The organism is Pseudomonas sp. 1, assembly GCF_056626735.1.
In genome coordinates, this window is record NZ_JBWXMQ010000001.1 from 109,640 (window position 1) to 125,129 (window position 15,490).

15 protein-coding genes are annotated in these 15,490 nt (G+C 61.0%); 10 read left to right on the plus strand and 5 right to left on the minus strand.

Translation table 11 applies throughout. The features are described 5' to 3' along the window. The first annotated feature begins 201 nt into the window (after window positions 1-201). Together AC1MDC_RS00470 and AC1MDC_RS00475 are read left to right on the plus strand one after the other, a co-directional pair. The gene (locus tag AC1MDC_RS00470) at window positions 202-723 is read left to right on the plus strand and encodes a hypothetical protein (protein ID WP_227232638.1); all 522 of its coding nucleotides are present in this window, start codon (window positions 202-204) and stop codon (window positions 721-723) included. A 106-nt stretch (window positions 724-829) separates the two neighbouring features. Beyond that, a complete protein-coding gene (locus tag AC1MDC_RS00475) occupies window positions 830-1,609 on the plus strand; it encodes a TSUP family transporter (RefSeq protein WP_085696057.1) in 780 nt (259 codons plus the stop codon). On the opposite strand, the gene nudC is transcribed toward AC1MDC_RS00475, so the two are convergent. The 3 genes from nudC to AC1MDC_RS00490 form a co-directional block, all read right to left on the minus strand. Further along, window positions 1,577-2,407: an NAD(+) diphosphatase gene (gene nudC, locus AC1MDC_RS00480; protein WP_085696056.1), complete on the minus strand. Its 831-nt coding sequence runs from the start codon at window positions 2,405-2,407 to the stop codon at window positions 1,577-1,579. The two genes, AC1MDC_RS00475 and nudC, sit on opposite strands and share 33 nt — an antisense overlap. A gap of 6 nt (window positions 2,408-2,413) precedes the next feature. Next, the gene (locus tag AC1MDC_RS00485) at window positions 2,414-3,226 is read right to left on the minus strand and encodes a crotonase/enoyl-CoA hydratase family protein (RefSeq protein ID WP_011334292.1); all 813 of its coding nucleotides are present in this window, start codon (window positions 3,224-3,226) and stop codon (window positions 2,414-2,416) included. A gap of 82 nt (window positions 3,227-3,308) precedes the next feature. After that, window positions 3,309-4,082, minus strand: a complete 774-nt coding sequence (locus AC1MDC_RS00490; protein ID WP_480392246.1) for a class I SAM-dependent methyltransferase — start codon at window positions 4,080-4,082, stop codon at window positions 3,309-3,311. 158 nt (window positions 4,083-4,240) lie between these two features. Between AC1MDC_RS00490 and AC1MDC_RS00495 the strand changes: the two genes are divergently transcribed. From AC1MDC_RS00495 to pncA, 4 genes are all read left to right on the plus strand, one after another. Beyond that, window positions 4,241-4,774, plus strand: a complete 534-nt coding sequence (locus AC1MDC_RS00495) for a tetratricopeptide repeat protein (protein ID WP_480392247.1) — start codon at window positions 4,241-4,243, stop codon at window positions 4,772-4,774. Window positions 4,775-4,836: 62 nt separating this feature from the next. Next, window positions 4,837-5,322, plus strand: coding sequence for an RNA polymerase sigma factor (locus AC1MDC_RS00500; RefSeq protein WP_480392248.1), 486 nt, complete (start codon window positions 4,837-4,839; stop codon window positions 5,320-5,322). Beyond that, complete coding sequence (locus tag AC1MDC_RS00505; RefSeq protein ID WP_480392249.1) at window positions 5,319-6,077, plus strand: anti-sigma factor family protein; 759 nt, start codon at window positions 5,319-5,321, stop codon at window positions 6,075-6,077. Before AC1MDC_RS00500 ends, AC1MDC_RS00505 begins: the two co-directional genes overlap by 4 nt. A gap of 50 nt (window positions 6,078-6,127) precedes the next feature. Next, window positions 6,128-6,754, plus strand: a complete 627-nt coding sequence (gene pncA, locus AC1MDC_RS00510; RefSeq protein ID WP_085702014.1) for a bifunctional nicotinamidase/pyrazinamidase — start codon at window positions 6,128-6,130, stop codon at window positions 6,752-6,754. A 142-nt stretch (window positions 6,755-6,896) separates the two neighbouring features. Here pncA and AC1MDC_RS00515 read toward each other — a convergent pair whose 3' ends face one another. Together AC1MDC_RS00515 and AC1MDC_RS00520 are read right to left on the minus strand one after the other, a co-directional pair. Further along, window positions 6,897-8,198, minus strand: coding sequence for an ATP-binding protein (locus AC1MDC_RS00515; protein WP_480392250.1), 1,302 nt, complete (start codon window positions 8,196-8,198; stop codon window positions 6,897-6,899). 4 nt (window positions 8,199-8,202) lie between these two features. After that, the gene (locus AC1MDC_RS00520) at window positions 8,203-8,904 is read right to left on the minus strand and encodes a response regulator (protein ID WP_007960391.1); all 702 of its coding nucleotides are present in this window, start codon (window positions 8,902-8,904) and stop codon (window positions 8,203-8,205) included. A 273-nt stretch (window positions 8,905-9,177) separates the two neighbouring features. Here AC1MDC_RS00520 and AC1MDC_RS00525 point away from each other — a divergent pair, with 273 nt between their 5' ends. The 4 genes from AC1MDC_RS00525 (at window position 9,178) to AC1MDC_RS00540 (ending at window position 15,357) form a co-directional block, all read left to right on the plus strand. Next, entirely contained in the window at window positions 9,178-10,335 is a 1,158-nt protein-coding gene (locus AC1MDC_RS00525; RefSeq protein ID WP_480392251.1) for an efflux RND transporter periplasmic adaptor subunit, read from the plus strand. Window positions 10,336-10,350: 15 nt separating this feature from the next. Beyond that, window positions 10,351-13,449: a multidrug efflux RND transporter permease subunit gene (locus tag AC1MDC_RS00530; RefSeq protein WP_480392252.1), complete on the plus strand. Its 3,099-nt coding sequence runs from the start codon at window positions 10,351-10,353 to the stop codon at window positions 13,447-13,449. 79 nt (window positions 13,450-13,528) lie between these two features. Then, window positions 13,529-14,170, plus strand: a complete 642-nt coding sequence (locus AC1MDC_RS00535) for a DUF1345 domain-containing protein (RefSeq protein WP_085696045.1) — start codon at window positions 13,529-13,531, stop codon at window positions 14,168-14,170. A gap of 158 nt (window positions 14,171-14,328) precedes the next feature. Beyond that, window positions 14,329-15,357, plus strand: a complete 1,029-nt coding sequence (locus tag AC1MDC_RS00540; RefSeq protein ID WP_480392253.1) for a LacI family DNA-binding transcriptional regulator — start codon at window positions 14,329-14,331, stop codon at window positions 15,355-15,357. Window positions 15,358-15,490: the final 133 nt, after the last annotated feature.

The following is a 15,490-nucleotide window of genomic DNA, read 5'->3' on the forward strand; positions in this document are numbered from 1 at the left end:
CTCAAGATGGAAGCAAGGATGCTTCCATTTCGTGCTTTCCCCAAAACAACAAAAGCCCGTTGTTTTTATCGCAAAAGGTACTTGTGGACTGTCAGTAATGACAGTAGTGACAACTGCAAATTCATCAAATCATTGTCATGCAACGAACGTGGCCGGTTGGACGACCGCCCTCTCTTCTACCCATGACAATGAGCAACTGATATGACGCAAAATAATCTGATCCCAAACGGTGATTTCGGCACCGGTGACTTTAGTCACTGGATTCCACGAAATTACGACACGCCTATGTCTGTCGTACACCACAACGGTAACTATGTCGCACGTTTGGTCGGCGGTAGAAACCAGGGGCAGAATCTGGCAACCGAGCCCTTCCCCATTCAGCCCGGTGCATTCGCTTTGACATTCAATGTTCAGGCGCCCGAGGCTGTCCCGCTGCAAAACACCAAGGATCGACGGTTTCACATCACCGATAGCGGCAAAGCTTCCAATCCACTGGTTCACGCATTTATCGTCTACACACTTTGGGCGACCAACCGCAGCACTGGTGAAGCAGAAATCTGGTCAGGGTCGGAGTATGTCGATCCAAAAACAAGAACGATTACGCTCAATGGCATGATTCGACCAGGCTTCGAATGGTTGGACATTGTCTTCGCCATTCCCAGCAATCCCTTTGGCAACAAAGGGCCGTTCTTCATCGGCAATGTCTGGCTCTCGGTGGTGTAACAACTCCCTTAAGGCGCCGCTGGATGATTGAGGATCCCATTCGCGATGAACCAGTGTTACAGCTATGATGACCGCCCGTCCCTGCCCTGCCGAATAAGCCGATTCCATGCCTTTCGAACTCAGCGTTGACCTCACCACTCTGGCCATTCTGGCCCTTGTCGCTTTCATTGCCGGATTCATCGATGCCATTGCGGGCGGCGGCGGTCTGTTGACCACGCCCGCGTTGCTTACCGCCGGTTTGCCGCCGCATCTGGTGCTGGGTACCAACAAGCTGAGTTCGACCTTCGGTTCGGCCACCGCCAGTTTCACCTTCTACCGCCGCAAGCTGTTCCACCCCAAACAATGGATGCACGCGATTGTCGGCACGCTGGTCGGTGCGCTGACCGGCGCCATCGTCGCCCATTACCTGCCCGCCGAATGGTTGAACAAGATGCTGCCGGTGATCGTCTTCGCCTGCGGCCTGTACCTGTTGTTTGGCGGTACGCCGAAAGCGCCGCTGGACAGCGACGCACCGATCAAGAAGAAGTGGCAATCGACCCAAGGCTTCAGCCTCGGTTTCTACGACGGCGTGGCCGGCCCCGGCACGGGCGCGTTCTGGACCGTCAGCAGTCTGTTGCTCTACCCGATCGATCTGGTCAAGGCCAGCGGCGTGGCGCGCAGCATGAACTTCGTCAGCAACATTGCGGCGCTGTCGGTGTTCATGTTTTCCGGGCAGGTGGACTGGATCATCGGCCTGAGCATGGGCCTGTCGGTGATGGTCGGCGCATTCTTCGGGGCGCGCACCGCGATCAGCGGCGGCGCCAAGTTCATTCGTCCGGTGTTCATCACCGTGGTGCTGGGGTTGACCGTGCGTCTAGCCTGGCAGCACTGGTTCAGCGTGGCCTAAGCGCCGCGCCACATAGACGTCGATCAGGTAGCGTGCAATCGATTTGGACGCCGGCAACGGCGGCAGATCGTGCACGTTGAACCACTGGGCGTCCTCGATCTCGTCTTCCTGGCAGACAATCTCGCCACCGGCGTATTCGGCATGGAAGCCGAGCATCATCGAATGCGGAAACGGCCAGCACTGGCTGCCCATGTACTGGATGTTCTTCACTTCGATGCTGACTTCTTCGCGCACCTCTCGGATCAGGCAATCCTCAGCCGATTCCCCAGGCTCGGCAAACCCCGCCAGCGTGCTGTAGACCCCGGTGACGAAACGCGGTGAACGCGCCAGCAGCACTTCATCGCCACGGGTCACCAGCACGATCATGCTCGGCGAAATTCGCGGATAGCTGCGCAGATCGCACGGTTGGCAATACATCGCCCGCTCCCGTGGCACCTGGATCATGGCCTGACCGCAATTGCCGCAGAAACGGTGTTCGCGCGCCCATGTCCCGATTTGCGCGGCGTAGCCCAGCACCTTGTAGATCGTATGATCGCCGTCGAGCATGAACGCCCGCAGGCCTTTCCAGTTGCAACCCGGCACCTCGCTGGTGCTGCGCAGTTCCAGCAGATACACCGGTTCGCCATCGAGATGACCGATACCGTGCTCGGCAAGGATCGACAATTCCTGACGCTTGAGCCATTCCCGAGGGAACAGCGCGCCGTTGTCATCGAACAGGAAACCCTCGGGGCTGCGCGCCACGGCCCAGCCGCCGGGTTGATCGGTGTCCAGTACTGCAGTGGTCCAGCGAGATGTCATGGTTTCTCAATCCAGAAATTCGGGTTTCTGTTTGCTCATATGGGCGGCCATGGCCACGCGCAAATCGTTGGATTGCAGCATGGCAGCGTTCCAGGTGGCAACGTACTCGAGACCGTCGTCGATGCGATGGTCGCGCATGTAGCTGATCATTTCCTTGGTGCCGGTGACCGCGATCGGCGACTTGCCGGCGATGTCCCGGGCAATGTCCATCACGCCTTCGATCAGACCGTCCTTGTCGCTGTAGACGCGATTGACCAGACCGATGCTGCGCGCTTCTTCGGCGCCAAACGTGCGACCGGTGTAAGCCAGCTCACGCAGCATGCCGTCACCAATGATCCGTGGCAACCGTTGCAGGGTGCCAACGTCCGCCGCCATGCCGATGTCGATTTCCTTGATCGAGAATTGCGCGTCCTCGGCGGCGTAGCGCATGTCGCAGGCGGCGATCAGGTCGATGGCGCCGCCCAGGCAGTAACCCTGGATCGCCGCGAGTACCGGTTTGCGGCAATTGTCGACCGCATTGAAGGATGCCTGCAGGGTCAGGATCTTCTTGCGCAACAGGCGTGCATTGCGCCCGACATCCTTGCCCAGCTCATTGGCCACGCCGGCCAGCATCATCAGGTCGATGCCCGAGGAAAAGTGTTTGCCGGCGCCGCTGAGCACCACCACCCGCACTTCGTCGGTGTCGTCGATCCACTGGAACACTTCGACAATTTCGCTCCAGAACGCGGCGTTCATCGAGTTGATCTTTTCCGGACGATTGATCTGCACATGGGCGATGTTGTCGGCCAGTTCGACGCTGAAGGCGGTGTATTGAGTCATGGCAGAAATCCTTTACCGGGCTGGAAATGAGGCCCGAACTATAACAAGGCATCAGCACGGCGGTTCGGCCAAATGCGGGACTCTAGCCGTTCTTCACTGCAACGAAGGCCGCCGTCTCATAGGGCACTGTTACCACGTCCCTGCCCCGCAGCAGCGGCTCGCCGGCAATCAGCTCTGCTATCTGCTCGTCAATCCTCGCGCGCTGCTGGTCGCTCAGTGCAGCAATGAAACTGGTGGAACGCACCCGGTTGAAAATCACATCTTCCGGCGAGCCGGTATGGCCATGCTGAAAGTGCTGGGCTTGCAAGGGCCCGAACGCCGTATGGGGAAAGGTCTTGCGCCATTCGCCGGTGTAGAAGCGCGGCGTGTCGCCCTCCAGCGCATTGACGATGGCGTCCAGCTTGGGCACCCAGTCGACCCGGATGTCGCGCAGGTTCCAGATCAAACCCAGTTTGCCGCCCGGTTTGAGGACCCGGGCGATTTCATCCAGCGCCTCGGTACTGGCAAACCAGTGAAAGGCCTGCGCGCAGACCACCGCATCCACCGAGGCATCGGGCAGCGGCAAATCCGTTGCCGTACCGCTGACAGCCAGCACCTGCGGCCACGCCAGTGACAGTTTTTCCAGCATCTGCGCCACCGGTTCGACGGCGATTACCTGGGCACCGGTCGCCACCAGCCGTCCGGTGAATTTGCCGGTGCCGGCGCCGAGGTCGATAACGGTCTTGTGGCCATCAAGGCCCAGTGTGCCCATCAGCCATTCACTGACGGCCGGCGGATAGTCGGGCCGGCCTTTGACGTAGGTGTCGGCGGCGGTTTTGTAGCCGCTGGCGGCCGAGTGGTGAACCTGATCTTTCATGGCCAAACTCCCATGGTAGAACTGCAGATCGACAACGAATGCTGACGAGCATAACGCCGGAAAAAGGGCTTTCCTTTAACAAAGCCTGACAAAGCAATGAATAAATTTTCACCTTGCGGTGTTCAAAGTAAAACATGCCTCTCTGTGGAGCCTTGCCCATGACTATCCGTTCCGTTATGTTCGCCGCCCCGTTGCTGGTGGCCGCCGTTTTCGCGAGCCCCCTCGCCTTCGCCAATGGCGATGAAGAGGCGCCGGTGCAGAAACCCAACTGCCCCAAAGGCCAAGTGTTCGATACCAAAACCCAGAAGTGCGTGATGCAGACCAGCCGTCTGGTGCCCGACGCCGACCGGACCGATTACGCCTACCGTCTGGCCAAGGCCGGACGTTATGAAGAAGCCCTGGCCCTGCTCGACACGCTGGAACAACCGAATACCGCCAAGGCCCTCAACTATCGCGGTTATGCCACACGAAAACTGGGGCGCACCGACGAAGGCATCGGTTATTACCTGCAATCGGTCAAGCTTGATCCGCAGTACGCGCAAGTCCGCGAATACCTGGGCGAAGCCTATGTGATCAAGGGCCGCGTCGATCTGGCGCAGGAGCAGTTGCAGCACATCCAGAAGATTTGCGGCACGACCTGCGAGGAATACCGGGACCTGGCCGAAGCCATCAACGACTCATCGAAAACCTGACACGACACGCGGAGGCGAACATTTTCAGCGATCAGGCCTTCAGAGCCGAACTCGGGCAACACTTGGCACGCCTGTGGCGTTACGGCTTGCTGCTGTCGCGCAACCGGCACGTGGCCGAGGATCTGGTGCAAGCCACCTGCGTGCGGGCGCTCGAGCGTTCGGGCCAGTACGTAGCCGGCACGCGCATGGACCGCTGGCTGCTGAGCATTCTGCATTCGATCTGGCTTAACGAAGTGCGCGCCCGCCGGGTGCGCCAGGGTCAGGGCGTAGTGGACACCGACAGCCAACTGGCATTCGACGGCGAATACGCCGTGCAGACCCACGTCATGGCAGCGCAGATAATCCGCCGGGTCGATGCGCTGCCGGAAACCCAGCGCGAAACGGTATATCTGGCCTACGTTGAAGGCCTGTCCTACCGCGAAGTCGCCGAGATCCTGCAAGTACCGATCGGCACGGTCATGAGTCGCCTGGCCACCGCGCGCCTGAAACTGGCCGAATACCCGCCGTTGCAAGCGGTACCGAACAGCCCCGCAGGAGACCGGCAATGAATACGCCTTCCGACGAGCAACTGGTGGCGTATCTGGACGATGAACTGGACCGGGAACAGCGCAGCCACCTCGACAGCCTCATTGCCGACGATCCGTTGCTGAGTTTGCGGGTGCAATGGCTGAGCCGCAGCAGCCTGCCATTCAAGGCTGCCTACGACGAACTGGCGCAACAGGCGCCGCTTGATCGCCTGCAGGCCCGACTCGACGCCGCGCCGTTACCGCAAAAACCCGGTTTCAGCCGGCGCTGGTTCATCGGCGCCGCAGCAGCGGGCGTGGCGCTCGCAGGTGTCGCGGCGGACCGCTTGTTTCTGGCCTGGCAGACACAGCAATCGCACAACTGGCGCGAGCTGGTGGGTGATTACATGGCGCTGTATGTGCCGCAGACCCTCGAACATCTGCCCACTGATGAAGCCTCGCAACTGGCGCAGTTGCGAACCGTCGATGCGCGGCTGGGCGTAAGCCTGTCGCCGGCGAAACTGAAACTGCCCGGCGCGCAGTTCAAACGCGCGCAGCTCCTTGAATACGACGGCGTACCCATCGCCCAGATGACCTGGCTCGACGCCACCCACGGCCCGCTGGCGCTGTGCGTCACGCGCACCAACAGCGGCAGCCAGCCGCTGGCCCATGAACGTCGGCACGCAATGAACGTGGTGTACTGGACCGAACGCGAACACGCCTGGATGCTGATCGGCCATCACCCGGCTTCCGAACTGGAAGACATGGCGAAAATGTTTAAGACCCGGCTCAACGGTTAAAGATTTTTTTCACTATGCTGCCCGGGTGAGTTTCCAAGAAGGATGGATTTATGCCGATTTCGCCACGCACAGCCCTGCTGGTCATCGACGTGCAGAACGACTTCATTCCCGGTGGCCAGTTGGCCGTGCCCGAAGGTGATTTGATCGTGCCGCTGATCAACCGGCTCGCCGGGCAGTTCAAGCAAGTGGTCATTTCCCAGGACTGGCACCCGGCCGGACATGCTTCGTTTGCCTCCAGTCATCCCGGCCGCCAACCCTATGACCTGATTCAACTGCCGTATGGCGAGCAGACGCTGTGGCCGGATCACTGCATTCAGGGCTCACGCGGTGCCGAGTTTCATTCGGGACTCGACCTGCCCCACGCGCAGTTGATCATCCGCAAGGGTTGCAACCCGGACATCGACAGCTATTCGGCGTTTCTGGAAGCGGATCGCGTAACGACCACGGGTCTGGCCGGTTATCTGAAGGAGCGCGGCATCGACACGGTGTACATGGTCGGCCTAGCGCTGGATTTCTGCGTGATGTTCTCTGCGCTGGACGCACGGGCGGCGGGGTTTAACACCTTTGTAGTGCTGGATGCGTGCCGGGCCATTGATTTGAATGGCTCGCGGGCGACGGCGATCGAGCGGATGCAGGTAGCCGGGGTCGGATTGATCCAGTCGACTGAACTGCTTTGACCGACTTGCTGATCGTTCCCACGCTCCGCGTGGGAATGCATACGGTGACGCTCTGCGTCACAAAGGACGCGGAGCGTCCTAGGCGGCATTCCCACGCAGAGCGGGGGAACGATCAGCGCTCTGGGTGGGAACTCAGCGATCATCAGGTCGGGGTTGGCAGCCAGAGCCTGAACCGCGCCCCGCCCAACGGCGAGCCTTCCACCGTCAGCGTCCCGCCCTGCGCCTCGAGCGCCCGACGGCTGATCGCCAGCCCCAGGCCAAAGCCGCCGGTCGCCCGATCGCGGCTGCGATCCAGGCGATAGAACGGCTCGAAAATCCGCTCCCGCTCGTCTTCCGGAATGCCGATCCCGTCGTCATCCACCCAGATCTCGCACCCCTTCGGGCACACTTGCACGCCAATCTGAATGCGTTTTTCGCAGTAGCGCATGGCGTTGCGCAGCAGGTTCTGAATCGCCCGGGCCGTCAGGCGCGGGTCGAGAGAGAAGCGTTCCAGCTGATTGTGCAGCAGCACATCGATGACGATTTCCGGGGATTCCAGTTCTTCGTCGACGCTGCCCAGAATGCTGTCAATGAATTCGTCCAGCGACACTTCGACCTGCTCCGGCAACTTAGCCGGATTCTGCAGGCGGCTGTAGGACAGCAGCTCCAGCACCAATTCATCCAGTTCACGAATGTGCGCGACCAACCCTTGCAGGCGTTCGCGGCTGGCTTGCGGCAAGTCATCGGACAGCGCCAGCGCCAGGCCGAAGTCCAGGCGGGTCAGCGGCGTGCGCAGTTCGTGGGACACCGCGTTGAGCAGATCCCGCTGCTGGTTGAGCAGGTTTTCGATGTCGCCGGCCATGGTGTCGAACACGTGGGCCAGACTGCCGATGTTCGAATTCGGGCCAATCTGCGTACGTTCGCTCAAATGGCCCTTGCCGAAGCGTTCGGCCGTGCCCTTGAGGCGTTCCAGATCGCGCCAGTGCGGGCGAAACCAGAGCAACAGGCACGCCAGCAGACTCGCGCCGATCAGTACGTTGATGCTCCAGTACAACAGGTTCACGTCCATCGGATCCGGCGGCACCACCATCTGCACCGCCATTTCTTCGTTCAGCGGCGTGACCGCCAGCGTCCGCCAGCCCCAGTCACCGATGCGCACCACGTTTTCCCCGCGACGCAGGCGCTCTTGTTCAATCGGGGTGAAGTCGGCGTTATCGATACGGGCGAGGACGATGTGCAGCGGCTGGAAATCCTTGTCCATCGACGCCGCAACCGCGGGCCACTGATCCTGCGGCGCAGCGCGAAACTGCTTGGTGATCAGCGACTGCAAGCCCCGGGAATAGTCGAGGTTGTAAGTCACGAAGCGGTCCCTGAACGCCATCACTACCAGATCCGGCACCAGATAGATCGCCGCGCTGTAGGAAACGATCGTCACCAGGTAGAGGCGAAACAGGATTCTGAACATCGAATCAGCATTCCCACTCGGAACGGCTGAACAGATAACCCTTGCCCCACACGGTCTTGATCTTGCGCGCCTCGCCGGCATGGTCGTCGAACTTGCGTCGCAGCTTGGAAATCGCCACGTCCACCGAACGATCGGTGCCGTTGAACTCGATGCCGCGCAGGCGTTGCAGGATCTGGTCACGACTCAGCACTTCGCCGGCATGACGGGCCAGCACCACCAACAGGTTGTACTCGCCGCTGGACAGTTCGACCGGTTGCTCGCGCCAGGTCACGGTGCGCTCCGACAGGTCAATGCACAGATTGCCCATCAGAATCCGGTCGTTGGCGGTCATCGGTTCGCCGAGGCTGCTTCGACGCAACAAAGTACGGACCCGCGCCAGCAGGACGCGCGGCTCGCAGGGTTTGGTCACGTAATCGTCGGCGCCCATTTCCAGGCCCAGCACCTGATCGTGGCTGTCGTCACGAGCGGTGAGCATCAGGATCGGCAGCGTTGCCGAATCGGCGCGCAACAGGCGACAGACCTGTAAGCCATCCAGGCCCGGCAGCATCAGGTCGAGGATCACCAGGTCCGGAGGGTTGAGCCGCGCCCGTTCGCGCACATGGTCGCCACGGCCGATCACGCTGACGGAATAGCCGTTGCGCTCGAGATAGCTGGAGATCAGTTCGGCGAGGGCGGTGTCGTCTTCGACCAGGAGGATGTTGGGCATTGATGATCCAGATATTGCAGTGGTGTTTGTCAGGACCTCTTCGCGAAAAAGCTCGCTCCCACATTGAATTTGTGTCGTTCACAAAACCTGTGGGAGCGAGCTTGCTCGCGAAAGCGGCTTAACAGTCACGAAATAATTCAAGGCGTAAAGGATATACGCCCTCACTCGTCCCCGAGCAAAACCCTTACACAATTTCACACAGCACCTACAAAGCTTCACCGCTACCCTCGGCGACTGTCCGTAGGATGCGCAGATCAATATTGGGGGTTGTACATGTCGAAGAATCTGCTGGCCGGGCTCGGCCTGATCGCATTGGCGCTGACGCTGAGTGCCTGTGATAAATCCTCGAACGCCGAGGAACAGGCACCGCCGGCCACCGTGCGGATCGAAACCCTTGAGGCGCGCCCCCTGTCGATCAGCAGCGAACTCAGCGGGCGGATTGCCGCACCACGCATCGCCGAAGTCCGTGCCCGGGTGGCTGGCGTCGTGCTGCAACGCACCTTCCGCGAAGGCAGCGACGTTAAAAAGGGTGACGTGTTGTTCCGCATTGATCCGGCACCGTTCAAGGCTGACCTCGATAGCGCCGAAGCGGCCCTGCGCAAGGCCGAGGCCAACGCGTTCCAGGCAAAACTGCAGGAACAGCGCTACGCCCGGTTGATCGACGACAAGGCAATCAGCGCTCAGGACTACGACAACGCCCGTGCCAATGCCCGGCAAACCGCTGCCGACGTTGCGGCCAACAAGGCGGCCGTCGAGCGCGCGAAGCTGAATCTGGGCTACGCCACCGTTACCGCGCCGATTTCCGGGCGCGTCGGTCGTGCCTTGGTGACCGAAGGCGCGCTGGTCGGCCAGAACGAAACCACGCCCATGGCGCTGATCCAGCAACTGAACCCGATCCACGCCGACCTCACCCAGTCGACCCGCGAACTGAATGAGCTGCGCCGGGCCTTCCGTTCCGGCCAGTTGCACCAGGTCGGCCAGGATCAGGTCAAGGCCACGTTGATTCAGGACGATGGCAGCCTCTATCCGCTGCCGGGCAAGTTGCTGTTCAGCGACATCACCGTCGATCCGGGCACCGGGCAGATTATTCTGCGCAGCGAGTTTCCCAACCCCGACCTGGACCTGTTGCCCGGCAGCTATGTTCGCGTGCGTCTGGAACAAGGCGTGATTGAACACGGACTGACCGTGCCGCAACGTGCGGTGCAACGCGACAGCGCCGGTGTGGCGCAGGTGCTGACCGTTGACGATCAGATGCGCGTCGCTCTGCAACCGGTGCAACTGGGCGCCGTACAGAACGACCGCTGGATCGTCACCGGTGGCCTGAAGGCCGGCGACCGCGTGGTCATCGAAGGCCTGCAGCACGCCCGCCCCGGCGAAACCGTGCAGATCGACGACACCCCTCTTCCACTTGCCCAGACCTCTGGTCAGTAAGCAGGACGCTCTTCTATGCCGCAGTTCTTTATCGACCGCCCGGTGTTCGCCTGGGTCGTCGCGTTGTTCATCCTGTTGGCCGGTGCGCTGGCCATCCCGCAATTGCCGGTGGCGCAATACCCCGACGTCGCGCCGCCGCAGATCGAAATCTATGCCGTGTACCCGGGCGCCTCGGCGCAGACCGTCGACGAAAGCGTGGTCAGCCTGATCGAGGAAGAGCTCAACGGCGCCGATCACCTGCTGTATTTCGAATCGCAGAGCAGTCTCGGCAGCGCCACCATCAAGGCCACGTTCCAGCCGGGCACCAACCCGGAACTGGCGCAGGTCGATGTGCAGAACCGCCTCAAGGTGGTCGAGTCGCGCCTGCCGCAAGCGGTCAATCAGCAAGGTTTGCAGGTGGAGAAAGTCTCCGCCGGTTTTCTGCTGCTGATCACCCTGACTTCCAGCGACGGCAAGCTCGATGACGTAGCGCTCAGCGATTATCTGGCGCGCAACGTGATGAACGAGATCAAGCGCATCGACGGCGTCGGCAAGGCCCAGCTGTATGGCGCCGAGCGGGCGATGCGGATCTGGGTCGATCCGCAGAAGCTGATCGGTTTCAACCTGACGCCGGCTGACGTCAACGCCGCCATCGTCGCGCAGAACGCCCAGGTCTCGGCGGGCAGCATCGGCGATCTGCCGAACCCGAGCACTCAGGAGATCACCGCGACGATTCTGGTCAAGGGCCAACTGTCGACGCCGGAAGAGTTCGCCGACATCGTGCTCAAGGCCAATCCGGATGGTTCCACCGTACGCATCAAGGATGTGGCGCGGGTCGAGATCGGCAGCCAGGAATACCAGTTCGGCACCCGCCTGAACGGCAAGCCGTCCACCGCCGTCGGCGTGCAACTGTCGCCGGGCGCCAACGCCCTCAGCACCGCCACTTTGATCCGGGCGAAGATGGATGAACTGTCGCGCTACTTCCCGACTGGCGTGGAATACAAGATCCCCTACGACACTTCGCCATTCGTGAAGGTCTCGATCACCAAAGTGGTTTACACCCTCGGCGAGGCGATGTTGCTGGTGTTTGCGGTGATGTTCCTGTTCCTGCAGAACATCCGCTACACCCTGATCCCGACGCTGGTGGTGCCGGTGGCGCTGATGGGCACCTTCGCGACCATGCTCGCGCTGGGCTTCTCGATCAACGTGCTGACCATGTTCGGCATGGTGCTGGCCATCGGCATTCTGGTGGACGACGCCATCGTCGTGGTGGAGAACGTCGAACGGATCATGGCCACCGAAGGCCTGTCGGCCAAAGAGGCGACGCGCAAGGCGATGCGGCAGATTACCGGCGCGATCATCGGTATCACGCTGGTGCTGGTGGCGGTGTTCATTCCGATGGCGTTCATGCAGGGTTCGGTGGGCGTGATTTACCGGCAGTTCTCGCTGTCGATGGCCACTTCGATTCTGTTCTCGGCGTTCCTTGCCCTGACCTTGACCCCGGCACTGTGCGCAACGCTGCTCAAGCCGATCGCCAAGGGCGAACATCACGAGAAGACCGGGTTCTTCGGCTGGTTCAATTGCCGCTTCGAGCAACTGACCGATCGCTATCAGGGCTGGGTCGGTTACGCGCTGAAACGCACCGGTCGTTATCTGCTGATCTATGTTGTGTTGCTGGTGGGTCTGGGCCTGTGCTTCGCGCGCCTGCCCTCTTCGTTCCTGCCGGTCGAGGATCAGGGTTACACCATCACCGACATCCAGTTGCCGCCGGGCGCGACCAAGAACCGGACCGTGCAGGTCGCCGAACAGCTCGAAGCGCACAACAATGGCGAACCGGGCATCAGTGACAGCGTGGTGATCCTGGGTTTCAGCTTCTCCGGTAGCGGGCAGAACGCCGCACTGGCGTTCACCACGCTCAAGGACTGGTCACAGCGTGGCAGCGATGATTCGGCCAGTTCGATTGCCGACCGCGCCAACATCGCCCTGAGCCAGATCAAGGACGCGATGGCATTCTCGGTACTGCCGCCGCCGGTCGACGGCCTCGGCACCTCCAGCGGTTTCGAATTCCGCTTGCAGGATCGCGGCGGCCTCGGCCATGCAGCCCTGATGGAGGCGCGCACCCAACTGCTGGAAGCCGCCGAAAAAAGCCCGATCCTGATGAACGTGCGTGAAAGCGCCCTGGCCGAAGCGCCGCAAGTGCAGCTTGAAGTGGATCGCAAGCAGGCCAACGCCTTGGGCATTTCCTTCGCCGACGTCGGCAACGTGCTGTCCACTGCCATCGGTTCTTCGTACGTCAATGACTTCCCCAATCAGGGGCGGATGCAACGCGTTGTCGTACAGGCTGAAGGCGATCGCCGCAGTCAGGTCGATGATCTGCTGAAAATGCACGTGCGCAACGACGCAGGGAAAATGGTGCCGCTGTCGGCATTTGTCCGAGCAACATGGACCCAAGGCCCGGCGCAGCTGACCCGCTACAACGGCTACCCGGCAATCTCGATTTCCGGTGAGCCGAAACCCGGCCACAGTACCGGCGAGGCCATGGCGGAGATCGAACGACTGGTAGCGCAAGGGCCGAAAGGTATGGGTCAGGAATGGACCGGTCTGTCGCTGCAGGAGCGTTTGTCCGGCAGTCAGGCGCCGATTCTGCTCGGGTTGTCGCTGCTGATCGTGTTCCTGTGCCTGGCGGCGTTGTACGAGAGCTGGTCGATTCCGACTTCCGTGCTGCTGGTGGTGCCGCTCGGTGTGCTCGGCGCAGTGCTGGCGGTGACCTTGCGCGGGATGCCCAACGATGTGTTCTTCAAGGTCGGGCTGATCACCATCATCGGTCTGTCGGCGAAGAACGCGATCCTGATCATCGAGTTCGCCAAAAGCCTGTATGACGAAGGTCATGACCTGATTGACGCCACGCTGCAAGCGGCACGTCTGCGGCTGCGGCCGATTGTCATGACCTCGCTGGCGTTCATTCTCGGCGTGGTGCCGTTGGCGATTGCCACGGGCGCGAGTTCGGCGAGTCAGCAGGCGATTGGTACCGGGGTGATTGGCGGGATGATTACCGCAACATTGGCGGTGATCTTTGTACCGGTGTTCTTCGTTGTCGTGATCAAGCTTGTGCGCCGGTTCACCAAGCCTGAGTAATCGAGCGCTCCCGGCGCGGTGGCCACAGGTCGCCGCGCTGGGCTAAGGTGTCTGAACCACCCTGGCCCATCGAGTCCCCATGCGCTTCCTCGCCCGCACCCACCCTCGCCTCTCCGCTGCCGCCTTGCTCGGCCTTGCCGCAGGCCTGCTGGCCCCGGCCGACTCCGTTATCAGCAAAATCCTCATCGGCTGGAACGCCGGAGTCTGGACGTACCTGATCCTGATGCTTTGGCTGACCATCCGCGCCAAAGCGCCGGACGTCAGACGCATCGCCGAAGTCGAGGATGAAAATGCCGGGTTGGTGCTGTTCGTCGTCTGCATTGCCGCTTTGACCAGCCTGGCGGCCATTACCGTCGAGCTTGCAGGCAGCAAGGATCTGGAAACCACCCGCAAACTTCTGCATTACGGTTTTACCGCATTGACGGTCATCGGCTCATGGCTGCTGATCGGGGTGATTTTCTGCGTTCACTATGCCCGGCTGTTTTACACCTGGGACGGCAAGGAGCCGGCGCTGCGCTTTGCCGAGGGGCTGACGACGCCCAACTATTGGGACTTTCTGTACTTCTCGTTCACCATCGGCGTGGCGGTGCAGACGGCGGATGTCGGTGTGGCTACGCGGGAGATCCGCAAGATCGTGCTGGCGCAGTCATTGATCGGGTTTGTGTTCAATACGGCGATTCTGGGGTTCTCGATCAACATCGCCGCCGGCTTGTTTGGCTGACGTCAGCGGCTCCCTGCGAAACGCCATTTGTCGGCGACTTACGAATTTCTCCCGATCATTCACTTGACGATCGATTCTCTTCTGGTGTTTCCTGAAACCGGTTTCAGATCCAGATACAGTGATCCGACCTGACAAATCCAATAACAAGGTTACAAACCGTGAACGACTTCTCCGCCGCCCAGCGCAGCCGCGTGACCATGCTTGACGTCGCCGAACATGCTGGCGTGTCCAAGGCCAGCGTTTCGCGCTTTATCGGCGATGACCGCGCCCTGCTCTCCGATGCCATTGCCCAGCGCATCGAGCAGTCGATTGCCGAACTCGGCTACCGCCCCAATCAAATGGCCCGAGGCCTGAAACGCGGCCGCACGCGCCTGATCGGCATGCTGGTGGCCGATATTCGCAACCCTTATTCGATTGCCGTGATGCACGGGGTGGAAACCGCCTGCCGCCGACACGGTTACAGCCTGGTGGTGTGCAACACCGATCGCGATGACGAGCAGGAACGCCAGCACCTGGCACTGCTGCGCTCGTACAACATCGAAGGGCTGATCGTGAACACCCTGGGCCATCACCGGGATGAACTGGACGAGTTGAAGCGGGAAATGCCGCTGGTGCTGGTGGATCGCAAGGTCGACGGGCTGGACAGTGACATGGTCGGGTTGAACAACCCGCAAGCCATCGAAATGGCGCTGGAGCATCTTCAACAACGAGGCTACCGCGATGTGCTGCTGGTGACCGAACCCTATGACGGCACCAGTTCACGGATCGAGCGGGTCAGCAGTTTTCAGCAGCAGATTGGCCAGCGCGAAGACATGCGTGGCGCGGTGGTGGAAACCGGCCCAAGCCTTGCGAGCGATCTTCAAACCTTTTTGAACACACCTGATTCGGGTCCGAAAGCCCTTTTCTGCGCCAATGGCGTGGCGGCGCTGGCTTGCACCCTGGCCTTGCGTGAGATTGGCTGCCGGCTGTTCGAGGATGTCGGGTTGATCGCGCTGGATGACCTGGATTGGTATCCGTTGGTGGGCAGCGGGATTACCGCACTCGCCCAGCCTACAGAGGACATTGGTGCACGGGCGTTTGAGTGTTTGCTCAAGCGGTTGCGTGGGGATATCGAGGCGGCACGGACACTGGATTTTGCGCCGGTGCTCATTGAGCGCGGTTCCACCCAACGGAAATCGGTTGACTGATCAGGCCCTGTCGCTGGCAAGCCAGCTCCCACAGGTGTTCGGGTGTGCTTGAGAACTGTGAACGACGCGATATCTGTGGGAGCGGCGGTGCGACGACTCGACTTGCCCGCGAAGGGGCCCGAAAGAGCACTGC